The sequence below is a fragment of the Prevotella sp. PTAC genome, from assembly GCF_013166535.1.
Classification (GTDB): domain Bacteria; phylum Bacteroidota; class Bacteroidia; order Bacteroidales; family Bacteroidaceae; genus Prevotella.
In genome coordinates, this window is record NZ_JABKKK010000005.1 from 1 (window position 1) to 20211 (window position 20211).

General features: G+C 44.0%; 19 protein-coding genes. 9 read left to right on the plus strand and 10 right to left on the minus strand.

What is annotated here, in order from left to right; genetic code table 11:
• Positions 1-482 precede the first annotated feature (482 nt).
• The 3 genes from HPS53_RS04515 (at position 483) to HPS53_RS04525 (ending at position 4882) form a co-directional block, all read left to right on the plus strand.
• Entirely contained in the window at positions 483-1922 is a 1440-nt protein-coding gene (locus HPS53_RS04515; RefSeq protein ID WP_172204677.1) for an alpha-amylase, read from the plus strand.
• Between the two features lie 653 nt (positions 1923-2575).
• Entirely contained in the window at positions 2576-4141 is a 1566-nt protein-coding gene (locus tag HPS53_RS04520; protein WP_172204679.1) for a sensor histidine kinase KdpD, read from the plus strand.
• 45 nt (positions 4142-4186) lie between these two features.
• Positions 4187-4882 carry a response regulator transcription factor gene (locus tag HPS53_RS04525; protein ID WP_104368780.1) on the plus strand — a complete coding sequence of 232 codons (696 nt, stop codon included), beginning with the start codon at positions 4187-4189 and terminating at the stop codon, positions 4880-4882.
• Positions 4883-4990: 108 nt separating this feature from the next.
• Here the strand turns inward: HPS53_RS04525 and HPS53_RS04530 are convergent, their stop codons facing one another.
• Entirely contained in the window at positions 4991-5170 is a 180-nt protein-coding gene (locus HPS53_RS04530) for a hypothetical protein (RefSeq protein ID WP_172204681.1), read from the minus strand.
• A 128-nt stretch (positions 5171-5298) separates the two neighbouring features.
• Between HPS53_RS04530 and rpsF the strand changes: the two genes are divergently transcribed.
• The 3 genes from rpsF to rplI are packed head-to-tail and all read left to right on the plus strand — an operon-like array spanning position 5299 to position 6465.
• On the plus strand, positions 5299-5643 hold the full coding sequence (rpsF, locus tag HPS53_RS04535) for a 30S ribosomal protein S6 (protein ID WP_104368782.1): 345 nt from the start codon (positions 5299-5301) through the stop codon (positions 5641-5643).
• A gap of 3 nt (positions 5644-5646) precedes the next feature.
• Entirely contained in the window at positions 5647-5913 is a 267-nt protein-coding gene (gene rpsR / locus HPS53_RS04540) for a 30S ribosomal protein S18 (RefSeq protein WP_104368783.1), read from the plus strand.
• 15 nt (positions 5914-5928) lie between these two features.
• Entirely contained in the window at positions 5929-6465 is a 537-nt protein-coding gene (gene rplI, locus HPS53_RS04545; protein WP_172204683.1) for a 50S ribosomal protein L9, read from the plus strand.
• 507 nt (positions 6466-6972) lie between these two features.
• Here the strand turns inward: rplI and HPS53_RS04550 are convergent.
• Positions 6973-7146, minus strand: coding sequence for a hypothetical protein (locus tag HPS53_RS04550; RefSeq protein WP_172204685.1), 174 nt, complete (start codon positions 7144-7146; stop codon positions 6973-6975).
• Between the two features lie 290 nt (positions 7147-7436).
• Between HPS53_RS04550 and mtaB the strand changes: the two genes are divergently transcribed.
• Together mtaB and HPS53_RS04560 are read left to right on the plus strand one after the other, a co-directional pair.
• Positions 7437-8801, plus strand: coding sequence for a tRNA (N(6)-L-threonylcarbamoyladenosine(37)-C(2))-methylthiotransferase MtaB (mtaB, locus tag HPS53_RS04555; protein WP_172204687.1), 1365 nt, complete (start codon positions 7437-7439; stop codon positions 8799-8801).
• Complete coding sequence (locus tag HPS53_RS04560; protein WP_172204689.1) at positions 8789-9820, plus strand: glycosyltransferase family 2 protein; 1032 nt, start codon at positions 8789-8791, stop codon at positions 9818-9820. The genes mtaB and HPS53_RS04560 overlap by 13 nt, the downstream gene beginning before the upstream one ends.
• Positions 9821-10156: 336 nt before the next feature.
• On the opposite strand, the gene HPS53_RS04565 is transcribed toward HPS53_RS04560, so the two are convergent.
• A complete protein-coding gene (locus HPS53_RS04565; RefSeq protein ID WP_104368965.1) occupies positions 10157-11380 on the minus strand; it encodes a DUF4861 domain-containing protein in 1224 nt (407 codons plus the stop codon).
• Between the two features lie 758 nt (positions 11381-12138).
• Here HPS53_RS04565 and HPS53_RS04570 point away from each other — a divergent pair.
• Entirely contained in the window at positions 12139-12942 is an 804-nt protein-coding gene (locus HPS53_RS04570) for a gliding motility protein GldB (RefSeq protein ID WP_104368966.1), read from the plus strand.
• On the opposite strand, the gene HPS53_RS04575 is transcribed toward HPS53_RS04570, so the two are convergent.
• From HPS53_RS04575 to HPS53_RS04605, 7 genes are all read right to left on the minus strand, one after another.
• Positions 12936-13859 (minus strand): TIGR01212 family radical SAM protein, encoded by a 924-nt coding sequence (locus HPS53_RS04575; RefSeq protein WP_172204691.1) that lies wholly within the window; start codon positions 13857-13859, stop codon positions 12936-12938. The two genes, HPS53_RS04570 and HPS53_RS04575, sit on opposite strands and share 7 nt — an antisense overlap.
• A gap of 322 nt (positions 13860-14181) precedes the next feature.
• On the minus strand, positions 14182-14523 hold the full coding sequence (locus HPS53_RS04580; protein WP_172204693.1) for a hypothetical protein: 342 nt from the start codon (positions 14521-14523) through the stop codon (positions 14182-14184).
• A 220-nt stretch (positions 14524-14743) separates the two neighbouring features.
• A complete protein-coding gene (locus tag HPS53_RS04585; protein ID WP_172204695.1) occupies positions 14744-15913 on the minus strand; it encodes a GDP-L-fucose synthase in 1170 nt (389 codons plus the stop codon).
• The gene (gene gmd / locus HPS53_RS04590; RefSeq protein WP_172204697.1) at positions 15913-17007 is read right to left on the minus strand and encodes a GDP-mannose 4,6-dehydratase; all 1095 of its coding nucleotides are present in this window, start codon (positions 17005-17007) and stop codon (positions 15913-15915) included. The genes HPS53_RS04585 and gmd overlap by 1 nt, the downstream gene beginning before the upstream one ends.
• Before the next feature lie 34 nt (positions 17008-17041).
• Positions 17042-18109 (minus strand): mannose-1-phosphate guanylyltransferase, encoded by a 1068-nt coding sequence (locus HPS53_RS04595; RefSeq protein ID WP_104368971.1) that lies wholly within the window; start codon positions 18107-18109, stop codon positions 17042-17044.
• A 21-nt stretch (positions 18110-18130) separates the two neighbouring features.
• On the minus strand, positions 18131-18766 hold the full coding sequence (locus HPS53_RS04600) for a DedA family protein (protein ID WP_104368972.1): 636 nt from the start codon (positions 18764-18766) through the stop codon (positions 18131-18133).
• Between the two features lie 4 nt (positions 18767-18770).
• On the minus strand, positions 18771-20192 hold the full coding sequence (locus HPS53_RS04605) for a lipopolysaccharide assembly protein LapB (protein WP_172204699.1): 1422 nt from the start codon (positions 20190-20192) through the stop codon (positions 18771-18773).
• Positions 20193-20211: the final 19 nt, after the last annotated feature.

Here is a 20211-nt window from a genome sequence, read left to right on the forward strand (position 1 = left end):
GGCAAGGACTTCGAGGACGGCCGTCTTACTCTTGAGCAGATCTACGAGTATGGCAGGCAGGTCGAGGAGCCTAAGCAGACGAGCGGCAAGCAGGAGAAGTATGAGACGATAGTGGCTCTTTACACGAAGTGATAAACATATAGTTTTTATAGCAATAAAATCTCCGCAAGCATGTCGGCTTGCGGAGATTTTATTTTGTCGTTGATCTTAACGTCCATACAACAATTGCGCTTTTGTGGTGCGTTAATTTGTTTTTCGGTTTCTGAAAAAGAGGCGTCCAATGGTTTTTTCTTATGAAAAAGGATTAAGACGTAACATCCGTTATGCTTTTTTATCTCGTTGTTTTTAGTATGTAAGGCTGTTTCGGGATATATTTGTACCTGTGATATCTGCCGGTGTGTTTTTGTGCGACCGTCGGTTATCGTTGGGACATTCCCTTGTGTATTATATAATAATGTGTAACATATTAAAATCAATGTACTATGAAAAATGGAGTAATGATGCAATATTTCGAATGGAATTTGCCGGACAACGGAGAATTGTGGAAACAGTTGAAAGAAGATGCCCGTCATTTGCATGACATAGGAGTTACCGCTGTATGGATACCGCCGGCATACAAGGGCTGCGGAAGCGAAGACGTGGGTTACGGCACTTACGACCTGTATGACCTGGGAGAGTTCGACCAGAAAGGGACAGTGCGCACGAAATACGGTACGAAGGAGGAAATGAGAGAGATGATAGACGCTTTGCATGAATGCGGCATATCCGTATATCTGGATGCGGTGATGAACCATAAGGCGGGAGCCGATCGTGTGGAAACCTGCATGGCCCGCCTTGTTGATCCCGACGACCGTGACCAGCCGCTTTGCGAGCCGTATGAAATAGACTGTTGGACCGGATTTGATTTTCCGGGACGAGGTGAACAGTATTCCGGCTTTAAATGGCATTGGTTCCATTTTTCCGGTACCGACTATAACGAGCGGGATAAAAAGACGGGAATATACCAGATTGTTAGTTACGGCAAGGCGTGGAGCGTCGGAGTGGATTGCGAAAACGGAAATTATGATTATCTTATGTTTTCAGATATCGATCTTGACCATCCCGATGTTATAGCCGAGTTGAACCGTTGGGGAGTATGGGTGACAAAGGAGATGAAACTTGACGGAATGCGTCTTGATGCCGTGAAACACATGAACGACAGGTTTGTGAAGCGGTTTCTCGAAGCCGTGAGAGCCGAGTGTGGAAAAGACTTCTATGCCGTCGGAGAATATTGGATAGACGATATAGACACGTTGGAAGGTTATTTGGCCAATGTAGGATATGGAATAGATCTTTTCGACGTATGCCTGCATTATAATATGAGCAAGGCCTCGAAAGAGGGGGCTGACTATGATTTGCGCACCCTTCTCGACGGCACTCTCGTGTCTCGTCATCCGGAGCTGGCGGTGACATTTGTCGATAATCATGATTCGCAACCGGGCAGTTCGTTGGAATCCTGTATAGATGATTGGTTCAAGCCTTCGGCATACGCCCTGATATTGTTGATGGAAAACGGCTATCCGTGTGTATTCTATGGCGACTATTACGGAATGTCAGGAAACGCGTCGCCACATAGGGAGGTGATAGACGCACTGCTGTCGGTGCGCAGGAGGTGTGCACATGGCATGCAGACTGATTATTTTGATTATCCGTGTACGATCGGTATCACTCGCCAGGGAGTGGAGGATAAACCTGGCTCAGGCCTTGCGTTGCTGATATCTAACGGAGAGGATGGCGAGAAGCTGATGAATGTGGGAGTACAGCATGCCGGAGAGGTATGGCGTGAAGTTACAGGAAACCGGACGGAAGAAGTGACTATCGATGCCGACGGTAACGGCATGTTCCTTGTGTCTGGAGGTAAAGTGGCGGTGTGGACGCCTTGATTGTGTAATGATAATATCATAAAAAACGTGCTTTCAATTTTTGTGAAATAGAAAATCAACTGTATATACATTGCGATATGCGATACGATATCGTGGTTGTCACATTGTGCCGGGAAGATGATTTTACCTGCAACGGGATACCCGTTGGAGAGTGTTTGGCAGGTGATTGCACGCCGTTTAGCCGCCCGTTGCAATCCAACGGGCGGCTAAATGCAGGGCAACGGGCATCTAAATGCAAAAATGGCTCATGCCGGAGAATTCAAATATGACAGTGACGTAAATGCTTTTGATGTATAGTGTTGATATTCAGGTTGTTGTGTGTGGATAGAAAATACGGAGATATTTCAGGCCGTCGTTTTTTTAAATTTTAAATGATTGAAATATAAAAGGCTTTTTGTAAATATTATTCATGACAACCGTTTTTATTTAGTTACGTGTATTTGCTCATGTCTTTATATGGAATACACAGCGAAGAACTTGTCTTTCCGGTATGGCTAAGGATTTTTTTTGATAAATAAAAACAAGTGTTTTTAACTGGTTTTAGTTTATTATTTATAATTAAAATGCTGTTTTTGGGTTAATAAGATAAAAATTAAAGAAATGTTTTAACTAAAATATTTTGACTTGCGATAAAAACATATACCTTTGCCGACATGAAGAAATCAACGATATGGACAATAGCGATAGTGATGGGATTTTCGTTCCTCGGACTACTCTTCATGCAACTGTCATATATAGAGGATATGGCAAAGATGAAGAAGGAGCAGTTTGATGAGTCTGTAAATCGCAGTCTGTATCAGGCATCGCGAAATCTGGAACTCACAGAGACGCTGCGTTTTCTTGAGCGGGATGTCAATGATACTGAGCGCAGAACATTCCGTCGCGATTCGGCAAGGCTGAGTCGTAGCGGCAAGGCCGGTTCGGTGGTTCCGCCCCGGCAGTATACACTGACAGGCAAGACCGGTGCCGTATATCCTTCGTTCCAGTTGAAGACGATAGCGACAAGTCCATCGTCTGTTCCTAAAGCGATGATATTGCGACCCGAAAAAGACGAGCATTTCGCCGTGTCGGAATCGTTGCGTGAAGTTGTCAGAAACAGGTATGTGTACCAGAAGGCACTGCTCGATGAGGTGGTATATAATATATTGTACACGGCAAGCGAGCGTTCGCTGAAAGAGCGTGTGAACTTCAAGTTGCTCGACCGTGACATTAGAACCGAGCTGCTCAACAACGGAATAAGCATACCTTATCATTTTACGGTCTCTATGTCGGACGGGCGTGAGATATACCGTTGTCTCGACTATACGGACGAAGGCAAGGAAAACAGCTATTCGCACGTGCTTTTCCGCAATGACCCCTCGTCTAACATGGGACTTGTGACAATACACTTTCCCGGAATAAACAACTATATATTTTCGAGTGTGAGGTTCATGATACCTTCGATAGTCTTCACGGGGGTACTTTTGATAACGTTTGTGCTCACGATAGTGCTCACTTTCCGCCAGAAGCGCTATTCGGAGATAAAGAACGACTTTATAAACAATATGACGCATGAATTGAAGACACCGATAGCGAGCATTTCGCTCGCGGCGCAGATGCTGAACGACGAAAGCATATCGAAGAGTCCGAGGATGCTCAAACATTTGGGAGGAGTGATTAACGACGAGTCGAAGCGTCTGAGGTTTCTTGTCGAAAAGGTGTTGCAGATGTCGATGTTCGAGCGCAAGAAGGCGGTACTCAAAAAGAAGGAGCTCGACCTGAACGAGCTGGTGGAGAGCGCGGCACACTCATTTTCTCTGCGTGTGGAGCATACCGGAGGTAAGATATATACACAGATAGAAGCGGTCTACTCGACCATATACGTGGATGAGATGCACTTCCAGAACGTGATTTTCAACCTGATGGACAATGCCGTGAAGTATTGTGACCCCAACAGGCCGCTCGACATATATCTAAAGACATGGAACGATGCCAACCGCCTTTACCTGTCGGTTCGGGATACCGGTATCGGAATAAAACGGGATAATCTGAAAAAGATATTCGATAAGTTTTACAGGGTCCACACCGGAAACAGGCATGATGTCAAGGGATTCGGCCTTGGTCTGGCCTATGTGAAAAAGATGGTGGACATGCATCAGGGAGAGATTTCGGTTGAAAGCGAGTATGGCAACGGTACAACGTTTGTAATATCGCTTCCGATAATAAAAAACGATAAATGAGAGAAAAAATAATATTATCATCAAACCATTAAAAATTTTATGATTATGGATGAAAATTTGAAGATTCTTCTTTGTGAAGACGATGAGAACTTGGGAATGTTGCTTCGTGAGTATTTGGCTGCAAAGGGCTACTCGGCAGAGTTGTGTCCCGACGGAGAGGCCGGATACAAGGCATTCTTGAAGAGCAAGTTTGATATTTGCGTGCTTGACGTGATGATGCCTAAGAAAGACGGTTTCACGCTGGCGCAGGAGATACGTTCGGCCAATGCCGAGATACCGATAATATTCCTTACAGCCAAGACACTGAAAGAGGATATTCTCGAGGGATTTAAGATAGGTGCGGATGACTATATAACAAAACCGTTCTCTATGGAAGAACTGGTGTTCCGTATAGAGGCTATTCTACGTCGTGTGCGTGGAAAGAAGAACAAGGAAAGCTCGGTATATCACATCGGCCGATTCACGTTCGACACACAGAAGCAATTGCTGTGTATCGGTGACAAGCAGACAAAGCTGACAACCAAGGAGAACGAACTGCTTGCGCTTCTTTGCAGCCATGCCAATGAGATTTTGCAACGCGATTTCGCTTTGAAGACTATCTGGATCGATGACAATTATTTCAACGCACGCTCAATGGATGTGTATATCACCAAACTGCGCAAGCACTTGAAAGACGATGATCAGATAGAAATCATAAACATTCACGGCAAGGGTTATAAATTGATTACTCCGGAAGAGTAAGCGGGATGCAGCTTCATTTAAGCCGATAGAATAGATAAAATGTAATGCCGCAGGTAAGCTTGTCTGACCTGCGGCATTTTCTATGTATTCCGTTTAGCGGCAGATTTTTCAGTATTTGCTGCCGTTTTTCATGAACGCTACATGTATTATTATACCTGCCGCTATTAGTGACAATGCCGCCAAAAGTATTCCATTGTCGTCTGACGAAAAGACTTTATCTTTTACGGCGAGTAATAAAACACCTGCCGACAAAAGCACGATACCTGCATGTTTTATATATTTATTCATGTAAAAAGCCGAATTTAGCGGCAAAAATAATAAAATAATTCGTAATCAGGTGCTTGTTATTCAATAATATTTAGTAACTTTGCACCGCAATTTTGCAAATTAACATTTAATTTTTTTATTTAAACAGTATGAATCAATACGAAACCGTTTTCATTTTGACTCCCGTTTTGTCTGATGAACAGATGAAGGAAACGGTCGCTAAATTCAAGAAGGTTCTCACCGACAACGGTGCGGAAATCTTGAACGAGGAGGCTTGGGGATTGAAGAAGATGGCTTATGCTATTCAGAAGAAATCTACCGGCTTCTATTGCTTGGTGGAGTTCAAGGCAGAGCCGACAGTAATCAAGACTCTTGATGTGGCCTATCGCCGCGATGAGAAAGTGATCCGTTACATGACGGTAAAACTCGATAAGTATGCTGCACAGTATGCTGAGAAGAGAAGAAACAAAACAGGTAAAAAAGAGGAGGCATAAGCAATGGCACAAGAATCAGAAATCAGATATTTGACTCCGCCCTCAGTGGACACAAAGAAAAAGAAGTATTGCCGTTTCAAGAAGAGCGGTATAAAGTATATCGACTATAAGGATCCTGAATTCCTGAAGAAATTTCTTAACGAGCAGGGTAAGATTCTTCCCCGTCGTATCACAGGTACTTCTTTGAAGTATCAGCGTCGTGTGGCTCAGGCTATAAAGCGTGCACGTCAGATAGCTTTGCTGCCTTATGTAACTGACTTGATGAAATAATAAGGAGGAGACAGAATGGAATTAATATTAAAAGAAGATATAATCGGACTTGGATTCAAGAACGATATCGTGGATGTAAAGCCAGGATACGGTCGTAACTACCTTATCCCCACTGGCAAGGCTATCATCGCTTCGGCATCTGCAAAGAAAGTTCTTGCTGAAAACCTCAGACAGCAGGCTCACAAGATCGCAGCTTTGAAAGCGGAAGCCGAGAAAAAAGCGGAAGCAATTAAGGATGTGGCTCTCGTGATTACCGCCAAGGTAAGTGCGACAGGTGTGACTTACGGCTCTGTAAATGCCGCTCATGTAGCAGAGGAATTGAAGAAGTTAGGACATGAGATAGACCGCAAGATTATTGTAATGCGCGATATCAAGACTGTTGGCGACTATATCGCTACTGTTCATTTCCATAAGGAAGTGGCCGTTGAGGTGCCTGTAAAGGTTGTAGCCGAGAACGCTCCCCAAGCAGAGAAAGCAGAAGAAGCTCCAGTGGCAGAGACTGTTTCTACAGAAGTTCCCGCTCAGGAAGTTGAGTCTCAGGAAGCAGAATAATTTTCGCTGTAAAGCAAAATCATTTTTATTATACGATAAAATCCCCGTCACCGTAAAGGATGGCGGGGATTTTTTTTGACTCATTTCATAATGTCTGTTTATATTGTGGCTGTGATTTTGTCTACTTTTTTTATGATATGACCGGTATTGTTATAGTCTGATATTTATTTCCCGGTCTTTAATGAATTATATTTGCTTGCAGAAATCATTTTCAATGAGAGGAAATTCGATAAATTATATATAATAAGCCGGTACTGTTGGATTTGGTGATTTGTCTTCAGGCTAGGATACGATGCTTCTGATTTATAAAAGGGGTACTCTTAATCTTGGTAGAAGTATTTTTGGGGTCTTGAATTAGGATTTTTTGTCCGATGAATAAGTATCTGTCTTGCTGTTAAGAAGAGTTCGTCTTGTGGATGGTAATGGGTTCTCGGGTATAAAAAATCCGCCGAGTATCATCTACTCAGCGGATTCTCTGTTCTTTCTTAGTTAGTTTGTAGCTAACAATTAAGCAACTGTATCAGCGGCAACTGTATCAGCGGCAACTGTATCAACAGCAGCGCTATCAACGTCAACAACAACAGTATCAGAATCTACGGGAGCAGCCTGATTTGTTTTGTTACCACAAGATGCGAAAGAGATAGCTGCAACAGCTACAAACATAAATACTAATTTTTTCATTTTCTTTGCTTTTTTAATTTCTGTAAAACAATCATTTGTTTATTAAAACGTTGCAAAGGTATACATTTTTTTGATACGTTGTTTGTTTTTTTATGACTTTTTTATGCCTGTAGTTGTAACTTTTTGGTAATGCACTGAAAATCAGTATGTTGCGAAGTGTTAAAAATGATGTATTTGTGATTGTTTGTGATAAATAGTATCATTTATATGTTGATTGGTAAAAAATGCGTATCTTTGTCTTGGTTAAATGACCCATCGACAGGATTTAAGATATACATTATTTTATATATATGATAGATACATCAGCTTTTCAAGGCAAAAAAGCGGCTTATTTCACTTTGGGGTGCAAGTTGAATTTCTCCGAGACATCTACATTTGGTAAGATGTTGCAGGATATGGGAGTATGCACGGTGAAGAAGGGGGAACAAGCTGATTTATGTCTTATAAACACATGTTCGGTCACAGAGGTGGCAGACCATAAATGCAGGCAGGCCATTCACCGGCTTGTGAGAAACAATCCGGGCGCGTTTGTCGTTGTGACCGGATGCTATGCACAGTTGGAGGCGGAGACGGTCAGCAAGATAGATGGCGTGGATCTTGTGCTTGGCTCAAATGAGAAAGCCAATCTTATACAGTTTCTATCTGAAGCGTGGAGTGGTAGATTGGCTATGAGTGATACTGGGTGTGAGAGTCTTCACCGTTTTCATAGAGTTAAGACAAAAGATATTAAGAGTTTTGCCCCAAGTTGTTCGCGTGGCAATCGCACACGATATTTCCTGAAAGTGCAGGACGGATGTGATTATTTCTGCACTTACTGCACCATTCCGTATGCCCGAGGGTTCAGTCGTAATCCCTCGGTGGCCTCTCTTGTGGCACAAGCGGAGGAAGCTGCCCGTGACGGGGGGCGGGAGATTGTGCTTACGGGTGTGAACATTGGAGATTTCGGCAAGACGACAGGCGAGAGTTTCACAGATCTTGTCATGGCGTTGGATAAAGTTGATGGAATAAAACGTTTCAGGATAAGCAGCCTTGAACCGGATTTGCTTTCAGACGAACTTATCGGCTATTGTGCGTCGAGCAGGGCTTTTATGCCTCATTTTCATATTCCGTTGCAGAGTGGCAGTGACACGGTGCTGAAACTCATGCACCGTCATTATGACACCGCATTGTTTGCGGATAAGATAGCTAAGATAAAGCAGGCCATGCCGGACGCATTCATTGGGGTAGACGTGATGGTGGGATGCAGAGGGGAGACTCCTGAGTGTTTTGAGGAAACTTACTGTTTTCTGAAATCACTTGATGTGACACAGTTGCATGTGTTTCCATACTCCGAGCGTCCTGGGACATCGGCTTTGAGCATCCCGTATATAGTGGACGACAAAACCAAGAAGCTGCGTAGCAAGCGTTTGCTCGAACTGTCGGAAGAGAAAACCCGTTCGTTTTATTCGCGTTATATAGGCCGTGAGGTCGAAGTTTTGTTTGAGAAAGCTCCTCGTGGAAAAGCCATGCATGGGTTTACTGATAATTATGTGCGTGTCGAGCTTTCTCCAGCCGATGCCAGGCCGGAATATGACAATATGCTGATGAGAGTGAGACTTGGTGATTTTAATCATGATAAAACGGCCTTAAAGGTTGATGGGATATGGACAAAATAGCTATAGTGATACTCAACTGGAATGGGGCTGATATGCTGAGGAAATATCTTCCTTCCGTGTTGGCAAATTCGGGAGATGGGGTGTCGGTATACGTGGCCGACAACAAGTCTTCCGATGACTCGTTGACTCTTTTACGCAATGAGTTTTCCGAATGCAGGATAATAGAACTTGAAAAAAACTGGGGCTTTGCCGAGGGATATAACAAGGCTTTGGCCGGGATAGATGCAGAGTACTATCTGTTGCTCAACTCAGATATTGAAGTGACGGAAAACTGGCTTCGTCCTCTTGTCACTTTCATGGATTCTCATCCTGATGTTGCGGCATGCCAGCCCAAGTTACTGTCCATATGCGACAGGGGAACTTTTGAATATGCCGGCGCGAGCGGCGGATTTATAGATAAGTATGGCTATCCTTTCTGTCGCGGACGCATATTTGACACCGTGGAGCGTGATGAAGGGCAGTATGACGGCAATATTGAGATTTTTTGGGCCACGGGAGCGGCGTTGATGGTGAGGGCCGACGATTATAATACTGTTGGCGGTCTTGACGGCCGGTTCTTTGCCCATAACGAGGAGATAGACCTGTGTTGGCGTCTTCGTATGCTCGGAAAGGGGATATATTGCATTCCGGAAAGCAAGGTATATCATGTGGGTGGAGGAACGCTTCCAAAGAGTAATCCGATGAAGACATACCTTAATTTCAGGAATAACCTTACCATGTTGTATAAATGTCTGCCGGAAGCAGAGATCAGACGTGTGATGCGTATTCGTATGTTACTCGACTATCTGGCGGCGTTCGAGATGTTGCTGCTGAAGCGCAGTCCCAAGGATTTTATGGCCGTGCTGCGTGCCCGCAGGGAGTTTGGCAGGTGGAAAAAGGATTTCAAGGCCGAAAGGGAACACATAATGGAAGCATGTATGGTGAAAAAAATACCAGGCAGGTTTGATTTCTCTATTCTTTGGCAGTATTATGTTAAAGGATATAAGCGTTTTTCCGATTTGCCCATGGCTGATGGATAGTGGGACACTGCCGATGGTTTATGATAATGGAATTACGGATTTAACACCTTGTTTTAGTGAAATATAATTGTCCGGTTCCTACATGCCACTATATTTAGTGTGGTGTTCCCGCCTATGTATGAGTTTGATATTCAACAGGATTAATTCAATAGGCCAAATCATTATGATTTGACCTATTGAATTAATTGTCCGGTACTTGTGTATATTGAAACGTTCAAGATACGTTTATTTGTGTCCGTGTGGATTTTATTCCAGAATTATCGAGGCTTGAAGTACCTTAATAATAATGGTATTTCTCGAATTCATATTTTGGGATAATTCTCTTTTCTTTCCTTGTCATTTGATTTCTATGGGAGTTTCAAGTTCTTTCTTCCACGCTTTCAGATGCTCGAACCATGCGTCGGCACTGTGAAAACCGAAAGTCTCGTTGGCAGAGCCGAAGGTTATGTTGTAGTGCAACTCGTCTGTTGCGTTTCCGATGACGTATGGGTAGTTGTCCTTGTTTGCGGGCAGTTCGCTTATCACGTTTGCCGCAGGAATGCAGATGCCGAGACCCACGGTCTCGCGCTTGTGGCCGGCCGAGTCTTTCTCGGATACGGGCCAGTCTGTTCCCCAGCAACCGCGCAGACCTTTGTTGTCGCTCATCTCAACCGAGTTTTTAACGTTTATGATACCGGTGGCAAATTGGTATTCCGGCACCGGTTTGTTGAACTTCACGTCCACGAAACAGTCGCGTCTTCCGGCGTAGAGCGTATATCTCATTGTCATGTCTATTTTGTCTTTGCCCGGGTTCATAGTATTCCATCCTTTGTCTATGACTTCTACAATGGTGCGCAACGGTCCGCGTGCCACGAGGCGCAATGTTCTGTGGTCTACGTCTTTGAGCATTTGGGGCGCGTTGCCGTTCCATCCGCGCAGCGTTCCCAGTCCGAGTGTCTCGCCGACCCACAGGATGTCATCTCCGAAACCGGCTGCTTTCTGAGCCTTGTCGGGGTAGAACTGTGTCTCTTTCAGTTCCAGTCCTTTCTTGTATTTGCCATATATGTCTACTGTCTGGCGGTGATCGAAGTATATCCTGTACGCCACCATTTCATTTTCGAATGCCGGGCCGTGGTGATGCAGCATCCAATATGGGTTCGTGCCGTTGTCTACGGTCAGGCTGCTAATGTAAAGGTTCTGCTTGTTGGAACTTTTCACCTTTTTGTTTGACATCAGCATCTCGGCGTATACCTGCGGCTTGTACTCGCGGGGCTTGCCGTCCGGCATCAGTCGCACGCTGAACTTAAGCTCGCTTTTCTTGCTTATGTCTGTTATGAAGCACAACTCGTCAAATATTCCGTCGCCGTTCAGATCATCGAGCTGAGACGGTATCTCAGTGCCGTCGCTCTGTACCAAGGCTGATTTAACGTCCATGCCGTATTTTTTGAGGTCCAAGACCACCGGAACGGCCTTACGGTCTGTCTTTGATTTGTTGATTACATTCACGTCGAATGTTTTTTGTGCCATTGTCGCCGATGCCATGACGGTCAGCAATGCAGTCACAAGAAAAGTTCTTTTCATAATTATATAAAATGCTTTAATAGTTAGTATTAATCAGAATACAAAGTTAAGGAAAATAGCTTGAAAAGCCAGTTCGTTTTTGCGGAAATAAACAATGGAATAGGTTTCGTATGTTCTTTTTTCACTTTTTTTAGCTTACTTCTTTGTTAATGATTTTTTTATTCGTATATCTACCCGCATAATAAAAAACTTGTTTCCTTATGATATAATACGGACAGAGCAATATCATAGCAGATTATAAATGCCGGTTTTCATCAATTCTCGTTCCCCGATGTATGTAAATCATATATGAGGAACAGGAAAACAACCGTTCAACTCAGCATTAATATCTTATCATTTGCCTACAATTAGTTTTATTTATAGTCTTAGAGTTGAAGACAAGTAATATTTTAAACTTAATATAGTATTTTACTGGTTTGGGTGTTTTGTGTCAGAATAGTGGATTGTTAGTGACTTTTGTATTATCTAATGTTTCTTAAAGTTTTTTATTTTATTTATGTTGTAAGACTGAGATTCGCAAATGGGAAAACGTATATATCCATAATGATATTATGGTAGATCCTGCAATCTGAACTGTATGTAACAATCATAGTCTTGACATGCCACGTATTGGCATGTACCACTATCTTTCGGTTTCATAAATTTTAATCGGGTGCCGATGTCTTTTAAAAAAGCGGCGGATTGTGCCGTATTTAATATTTTTTTACTATATTTGCGGTAGCTTTACGATTTAGCCAGGAATAGAAATCAAATATCAGGTGCATAGGATATATTATATATTGCTTATCGTTTTATTCACTTGTGTAGGTTGCGAGTGGAAGATGAAATGGGGAGACAGTGATACGGATTTGCTGTTGCGGGTGGAGCGATATGACAAAGTGGAGACAAAATATCTCACTACAGGGGATTTTTCCGCATTGCAGCAGATGAATACCGGATATCCAATGCAGACATGTACTTTGATTGAGGATGTGTTGAGGATTGGTTATGTGAATGAGCCGCAGATAAACGCCAGATTTTTGAATTACTATCAGGACAGCACGCTCCAAGGTGTTTTGGGTGAGGTTGGGGAGCAATATGCCGATATGACTGATATAGACAAAGATTTGTCAGATGCTTTCGGGCGTTTGAAAAGCATACTTCCAGACATGAAGATACCTTTAATCTACACCCAGATAGGTGCTTTTGACCAAAGTATTGTGGTAAACAATGGGATGATAGGCATATGTCTGGATAAGTACTTGGGTACCAAGTATCCTGTTTATTATAAGTATTATCCGGAGTCGCAACGCAAGCATATGGTGCGCTCGATGATTGTTCCTGATTGCGTTATGTTCTATGTTCTCAGTCTTTTTCCCGTTTCTCCAGAGGAAGATACATCCCATGCTCTTCATGATATGCACATAGGGAAAATACAGTGGGTGACGAACAAGATTGTCAGGCGGAATGTATTTGGAGGCAAATGTGTGTCAAAGGTGGAGAAATACATGCACAAGAACAGGCAGGTGACTCTGGAACAGTTGCTCAGACATGACAATTGTGCGTATATCTCGACCTATTGACCGTAATGTTTTTGCCCCTGAAATATGTTATTCCTTTTCAGATGATTGTTCAGAAGGTTGGTAAACTCGTGGTTTTTCAATCCCCACTGCGGGGCGACGAGCAGTTCTTTGGGCGATTGCGACACAAATCTTTCCAGTATCAGGTCGCTTCTCAGCATACTGATATACTCCGATATAAGTGTTACGTATTCCCCGGCAGTGTAAAGATGAAACGGTTTTTTATCGTAAATATCGGCCAGTCTTGTTCCTTTTATTATCTGCATCTGATGAATTTTAAGAATGTCGAGACGCAGGTCCGATATTAAAGGTGCTTGTCTGAGACTTTCGGCGCGGTCTTCTCCAGGCAGTCCTATGATGATATGTCCGCCGGTTGTTATCCCTCTTTCTGCCGTTCTCTCTATCGTTTCCTTTGCGCATTCAAACGTGTGGCCTCTGTTTATCTGCTTCAGGGTGTCGTTGTTGGCCGACTCTATGCCGTATTCCACGATGAGAAATGTCTGCCGGCTGAGCTGTTCCAGGTAGTCGAGCAGTTCTGTGGGCATGCAGTCGGGGCGCGTGCCGATTACTATTCCCACCACATCTTCCGTGCCCAGCGCCTCTTCATACAGCTCTTTCAGCTTGTCCACAGGGGCATAAGTATTCGTATATGCCTGGAAATAAGCCAGATATTTCATGTCGGGATATTTCCTTCCGAAAAACTTCTTTCCCTCTTCGAGTTGCAGCTTTATCGAGTCTTTCTTGTCGCAATACGACGGGTTGAAGGTACGGTTGTCGCAGAATATGCACCCGCCATGGCCTGTAAGCCCGTCTCTGTTGGGGCAGGAGAATCCGGCGTCGATGGATATTTTCTGTACTTTGAACGGGAATTTTGAGCGTATCCATGTCCCGAAGTCATTGTAGTGTGCGTCTGTTGTCATTGTCGCTTTGAAAAGAACAAAGTTACCGGTTTTTTCCTTAAAACTTGCATTCCGCTTCAAAATTTTGTATCTTTGCCACAGATATTAAACTATATATAATATTTACGATGTCTTTCAACAGACTGTCGTATTTATATGCCTTGAGATGTGCTTGCAGGGCTTCTTTGTAAAGATATTGCTTGCTGAAAATATATCCTTCTGTACGTTTATATTGCTTAAAAGCCGGTAGTTTCTGTTTTTGTTTAATTTATCTTCCGCCTTTTGATAGAAATCGATGGCGCGTGGAGCGTCGTTCAAATCACGGTATATGCTTCCGGCATAGTTATGCTTCGGGGAGAAAGCGTGTGTCGCCGGCGTTCTCGTAGTAGTCTACGAGTTTCATTATTGTGCTGTCCGACTTATGAGTTATGTATGTCTTGTCGGCAGCTTTGACGCGCAGCAACTCGTATAACATCCGTTCATGCTCCGGAGCTGCCGGCATTTCGGCTCTCATCGAGTCGAGCATGGATACCGGTTTTTCGGGATTTTCGGCCATGATGCTGTCTGCCGTGAGCAAATCCCGGCAATATTCGTAGTTGGTGCATGCATGCAATAACGACATGGCAGCAACAGCCGACACGGTATATAGTATGTGTATGATATGTTTGTAAAGCTGCGTTTTCATTTCGTCAGACCATTAATAGCCGTTCATCAGTATGCAAAGATAGTAAAAAAACGGACAACGGCAACTTCTTGTTGTTGTCATGCAATATGGGCTTAGAGTTTTCTTGTTCCGTTTTTTTATTCTTTTTCGTTAATAAAAAAGTCCTGTCGCAGTGGTCTTGGTTGAGATAACCTTTGCGACAGGACTTTCGTCTTATGCGTAAATAAATCTTTTGCCGGTGCTATTTCAGACTGTCTTTGTACCAATCGAAGAGTTTTTGCACTCCGTCCTCAATCTCAACCTTGTGTGTCCAGCCGAGAGAGTGCAGTTTTTCGACATCAATCAGTTTGCGGGGAGTGCCGTCCGGTTTAGAGCTGTCAAACTCAATGACTCCCTCGAAGCCCACCGTTTTCACCACGAGTTCCGATAACTCGCGTATGGTAAGCTCTTTTCCTGTGCCCACATTGATGTGGCAGTTGCGTATCTCGCCGAGTGCCGGTATCGCCCCGCCACGCCCTTCGCTGTTGTTGCGGTCTACATCGCCGTCGACAGATGCTCCGTGGAATACAGATGAGTATTTTTCTATGCCTATGATGTCTTTGAAATCAACGTTGAGCAGCACGTGAACGCTGGCATCCGCCATGTCTTCGCTCCACAGGAACTCGCGCAGCGGAGTGCCGGTGCCCCATAGTACGACCTTGTTATCTCCGATACCGTATTTTGCGAGCACGGCGAGTATATCGTCTTTTGTGTTGCTGCCAGTGACGCTTTCCACCGGCCGCTTGTCCATGTCGGTCTTGATGGCGTCCCAATTACTGTCGTGTATGAGTTTCGCCAGATACACTTTTCGCATCATTGCCGGCATCACATGACTGTTTTCCAAGTGGAAATTGTCATTCGGCCCGTAGAGGTTGGTCGGCATTACGGCGATGTAGTTCGTGCCGTATTGCAGGTTATAGCTCTCGCACATCTTCAATCCGGCAATCTTTGCTATCGCATATTCCTCGTTGCTGTATTCGAGTGGCGATGTCAGGAGGGCGTCTTCTTTCATCGGTTGCGGTGCGTTTTTGGGATATATGCACGTTGAACCGAGGAAAAGGAGTTTCTTCACACCGTGTGAGTAGGCGTTTCCAATGACGTTGCACTGCATCATCATGTTTTGCATGATGAAGTCGGCGCGGTATAATGAGTTTGCCATTATTCCGCCTACGAATGCAGCCGCAAGCACGACGGCATCAGGCCTTTCACTGTCGAAAAACTCTTTTACGGCTTTCTGGTCGGTGAGGTCGAGCTCTTTATGCGATCTGCCGATGAGATTTTTATAGCCTCTTGCATGCAGGTTATTCCAAATTGCGGAACCCACAAGCCCGTGGTGTCCCGCAATATATATCTTACTGTTCTTGTCCAACATTATTTCACGACTCCTTTTTCAAGATATTCGGCAAGGTTTGTTCTCATGACGCTGGCCACGTGGTCTGCCGCCACTTTCTGCATGTCATGCTTTACCATTATGTTGACGAGCTCTTCAAACGTGGTCTTCATCGGATCCCAGCCCAGTTCTTTCTTGGCTTTTGAGGGGTCGCCCCAAAGATTGACGACATCGGTAGGTCTGTAAAAGTCGGGTGACACCTCGATGAGGCATTTGCCTGTCTTGATGTCGTACCCTTTCTCGTCCATTCCTTCTCCTTTGAATTCCAGTTCTATTCCTGCGGCCTTGAAAGCGTATTGACAGAACTCACGCACCGAGTGCTGTACGCCCGTGGCTATTACGAAATCTTCCGGGGTGTCGTGTTGAAGAATCAGCCACATGCACTCCACATAATCTTTCGCATATCCCCAGTCGCGAAGTGACGACAGGTTGCCGAGATATAATTTCTCTTGTTTTCCTTGCGCGATACGTGCTGCGGCAAGGGTTATCTTGCGTGTGACGAAGGTCTCGCCACGGCGTTCGGACTCGTGATTGAACAGTATTCCCGAACAACAGAACATGTTGTATGCTTCCCGGTATTCCTTGATAATCCAAAAACCGTAGAGTTTTGCCACGGCATAGGGAGAGTACGGGTGGAAAGGTGTGTTCTCGTTTTGCGGTACCTCTTCTACTTTTCCATATAGTTCGGATGTGGATGCCTGATAGATACGGCATGTTTGTTCGAGATGATTGGCTCGAACGGCTTCCAAAACGCGAAGAACGCCGGTGGCATCAACATCAGCGGTGAACTCAGGAGAATCGAACGATACCTGGACGTGACTTTGGGCGGCAAGGTTATAAATCTCGGTCGGTTGTACTTTGCCAACCACTTTCACGAGAGACATCGAGTCACCCATGTCGGCATAGTGCAGGTGGAACTGCGGATGACCTTCAAGGTGGGCAATCCGTTCTCTGTAATCTACAGAGCTGCGGCGGATGATGCCATGTACATCGTATCCTTTCTTTATTAGAAATTCAGACAGGTAAGAGCCGTCCTGGCCTGTGACACCTGTGATTAATGCGACTTTTTTATTCATAATGCTTTGTTGATTGTTATTCTGTTGATATTGTTTAATTCTGTCCTGAGAATTGTTTTATGCGTTGTTCTTCCGATAGTTTACATATAAGGAGAGTGTCGTTGTTCTCCGCCACGATATAGCCGTCGAGCCCTTGGATGACCACTTTCTTTTCCTGCATGGTGTGGATCATGCAGTTGTGTGTCTCAAACAGGTTTATGTCTTTTCCTATGCAACTGTTTCCGTATAGGTCTTTCTTTGTCTGTGTGAGTAGGGATCCCCATGTGCCGAGATCGCTCCACCCGAAATCTGCCGGACAGATGAAAATCTCTTCGGCCTTTTCCATTATAGCGTAATCCACTGATATGTTCTCACACTCAGGAAACAGCCGGTTGATTTCTTTTTGCTCATTATCCGTATTGTATACAGGTATAAGCGATTCGAATATTTTTGCCATGGTTGGCTGGTATACTCTGAATGCGTTTACGATAGTGTTTACGTTCCAAATGAAGATACCTGCATTCCAGAAATAGTTTTTCTTCTGTATATATTGCTGTGCGGTTTGCAGATCGGGCTTTTCACGGAAAGAGTCTACTTTGTATATTTCTTTGTTTCTCAGTGAACTTGAAGACAGGTCGGCCTGTATGTATCCGTAGCCAGTTTCAGGACGTGAAGGTTTTATTCCAAGCGTGACTATGGCGTCGTTCTCGCTCGTGAACTTCATGCATCCGGAGATTACACGTGTGAATTCCGCTGTGTTTGTGACAATGTGGTCGCTTGGCGAAATCACGATATTGGCTTTGGGGTCTTTCGATTTTATTCTCCAACTTACATAAGCGATGCATGGTGCTGTGTTTCTTCTGCACGGTTCGCAAAGAATGTTGCTTTCGGGTATATCCGGAAGCTGTTCTTTCACGATGCCAATATATTTCTCGTTGGTTACAATCCATATATTGTCATGGTCGCATATATCTTTAAATCTCTCTACCGTGAGCTGTAACAGCGATTTTCCCACACCGAGGACATCGATAAACTGTTTCGGATTGTCCGTTGTGCTCATGGGCCAAAAACGGCTGCCTACGCCGCCTGCCATGATAACCAAGTGATTGTTGTTGGCTGCCATAATGATTAATTTGTTTAATTGTTATTTGGTGGATTTGCCGCGTTTGCTCATCATTCTTTTAATTACGAAGTAACCTACGGCGATGATAAACGCTACAATAATGAATAATTGAATCTGATGTGAGTATTCCGATATTTTATCATTGAGTTCGTTTTCCGGAACGATCGAATGCAGATACCAGCCGAGTGCGGCTAATATGCCGTTCCAGCAACCGGCTCCTATTGTTGTATAGAGCAGGAATTTCCAATAGTTCATCTTTGCCAGTCCGGCCGGAATGGATATTAATTGCCTTATTACAGGCAGCAGTCTTCCGGTCAGTGTCGCTACCGTGCCGTGATCATAAAAGTATTTTTCGCTTTTTTCCACTTTCTCCTGATTCAGTAAGCACATCTTTCCCCATCTGCTGTTGACAAATCTGTATATTATAGGTCTGCCTAGAAAATAAGCGGCAACATAATTTGCGGTAGCTCCAAGGTCAGCTCCGATGGTCGCAAATAGTATTACAAGAAAAATATCCAATTCACCTGCCGCGGCATGATATGCCGCTGGTGCCACCACTACCTCCGACGGAAAAGGTATGGCACTGCTTTCGATGAACATTAAAAAGAGAATCGTTCCGTAATTAAGGTTGTCTAACAGTGTCGAGATAATATTCATTCTATTATTTAATATTTAATTTGTTAATCATGTAATCAAAATAATTCTCAGGCTTGATATCTTTCGGGAAGATATTTGAAAGCACGTTTTCCGCTTCTTTCGGATTACGTTTTACTGCAATTTTAAGATAGTATAAAAACTCATCCGCTTTTTTCATATCCCAGCAGCAACGTGCCATATATGCGTATCCTTGATTGAAACCGTCTTCCGTTACTTCAAATAACTTTTTGAACATATTGTATGCCGCTTCGATGTATTTGTTATCGTATAATGATACTGTGATGCGTAATACAATCTCGGGATTGCTCTCAGATTTTATGATTGCTTGTTTGTATATGTCTTCCGCCTCTTCCAATCTGCCGTTTTCCAGTAATATATGTCCTTTAAGCACGTCTATATCAGCATGATTGCAGTCAATGCTTTTTGTCTTGTCGAGGACCTCCAGCGCTTTGTCTGGCATTTTTTTTGCGCTGTACGCAAAAGCGAGTTCCTGATAAATCTGCACTCTGTATGGTGAACTGGACTGTGCCGCGGCCTCAGCTTTAAGCAGGGCCTCTATTGCTTTGTCATATAAATCAAGATATGCGAGGCATGTACCAGTGTTTAGCCATCCGAATTCGTCATCGGGAACCACGTCGCAATATCTTTCATAATACTTCAATGCCTCTTCATAATTACCAAGACGGTACAGGCCGTTGGCCTTGGCTATCAGTCCGTCGGGGTCTGTCGGGTCGATGGCAATCGCATATTCGCTGCTCGTTATGGCATCGCTGAACTTCTCTTCCATGAACTGTGCGCTGGCCAAGGCATTCCAATAGTTCTTGGAATACGGATTTTCATCAATAAGCTCATTGAAAATATCGGCGCTGTCGCTGAATTTTCCCATTCCGAACAGTGCCCTTGCCATAAGTTCCTTATAGTCGGAACTGTGATGATTTTTTGCCCGCGTCATCCATTGATACGCCTTGTCGTTTATTCCATAGTCTATGTATATGTTTGCTATGTCAAGTACAAAATCGTCGTAATCATCCGGTTCAACGGTCATGAAATACTCATGAAGGAATTTTTCCGCTTTGTCGATTTCGTTTTTGGCTATCAATATTTCCGCTTCAAGATATTTATAGTCAGGTGTTTCTTTATCTGTGACACAGCCGGCAAGCTCTTCCGCATTTTCAATCCGGCCGTTTCTCAATTCTTCGCATGCTTTGAATATTAGCGGCGATGCGGCCTCGGGATACAATTCGAGCGCAAGCCCTATTGCTTCCCGAGACTTTGCCGCTTTGCCTTTGTAGTTATAATAGTCGGCAATATCAACCAAATCGTCAACATCCATAAAGGGAGTATCGCCCGATTCGATTGATTCTTCGTATGAGTTTAATACTTCCTTAAACTCTTTACTGTCGAAGTATTCGTCGTCTATTTGCATTACTTAAATATTCTTCGAG

Bases quoted from the DNA above. Each gene is read 5' to 3' on its own strand.
- mtaB (WP_172204687.1), top strand. From the start codon at position 7,437: ATGATAGATACATCAGCTTTTCAAGGCAAAAAAGCGGCTTATTTCACT.
- gmd (WP_172204697.1), bottom strand. From the start codon at position 17,007: ATGAATAAAAAAGTCGCATTAATCACAGGTGTCACAGGCCAGGACGGC.
- HPS53_RS04515 (WP_172204677.1), top strand. From the start codon at position 483: ATGAAAAATGGAGTAATGATGCAATATTTCGAATGGAATTTGCCGGAC.
- HPS53_RS04520 (WP_172204679.1), top strand. From the start codon at position 2,576: ATGAAGAAATCAACGATATGGACAATAGCGATAGTGATGGGATTTTCG.
- HPS53_RS04525 (WP_104368780.1), top strand. From the start codon at position 4,187: ATGGATGAAAATTTGAAGATTCTTCTTTGTGAAGACGATGAGAACTTG.
- HPS53_RS04605 (WP_172204699.1), bottom strand. From the start codon at position 20,192: ATGCAAATAGACGACGAATACTTCGACAGTAAAGAGTTTAAGGAAGTA.
- HPS53_RS04575 (WP_172204691.1), bottom strand. From the start codon at position 13,859: ATGACAACAGACGCACACTACAATGACTTCGGGACATGGATACGCTCA.
- rplI (WP_172204683.1), top strand. From the start codon at position 5,929: ATGGAATTAATATTAAAAGAAGATATAATCGGACTTGGATTCAAGAAC.
- HPS53_RS04560 (WP_172204689.1), top strand. From the start codon at position 8,789: ATGGACAAAATAGCTATAGTGATACTCAACTGGAATGGGGCTGATATG.
- HPS53_RS04580 (WP_172204693.1), bottom strand. From the start codon at position 14,523: ATGAAAACGCAGCTTTACAAACATATCATACACATACTATATACCGTG.
- rpsF (WP_104368782.1), top strand. From the start codon at position 5,299: ATGAATCAATACGAAACCGTTTTCATTTTGACTCCCGTTTTGTCTGAT.
- HPS53_RS04550 (WP_172204685.1), bottom strand. From the start codon at position 7,146: ATGAAAAAATTAGTATTTATGTTTGTAGCTGTTGCAGCTATCTCTTTC.
- rpsR (WP_104368783.1), top strand. From the start codon at position 5,647: ATGGCACAAGAATCAGAAATCAGATATTTGACTCCGCCCTCAGTGGAC.
- HPS53_RS04565 (WP_104368965.1), bottom strand. From the start codon at position 11,380: ATGAAAAGAACTTTTCTTGTGACTGCATTGCTGACCGTCATGGCATCG.
- HPS53_RS04595 (WP_104368971.1), bottom strand. From the start codon at position 18,109: ATGGCAGCCAACAACAATCACTTGGTTATCATGGCAGGCGGCGTAGGC.
- HPS53_RS04585 (WP_172204695.1), bottom strand. From the start codon at position 15,913: ATGTTGGACAAGAACAGTAAGATATATATTGCGGGACACCACGGGCTT.
- HPS53_RS04600 (WP_104368972.1), bottom strand. From the start codon at position 18,766: ATGAATATTATCTCGACACTGTTAGACAACCTTAATTACGGAACGATT.
- HPS53_RS04530 (WP_172204681.1), bottom strand. From the start codon at position 5,170: ATGAATAAATATATAAAACATGCAGGTATCGTGCTTTTGTCGGCAGGT.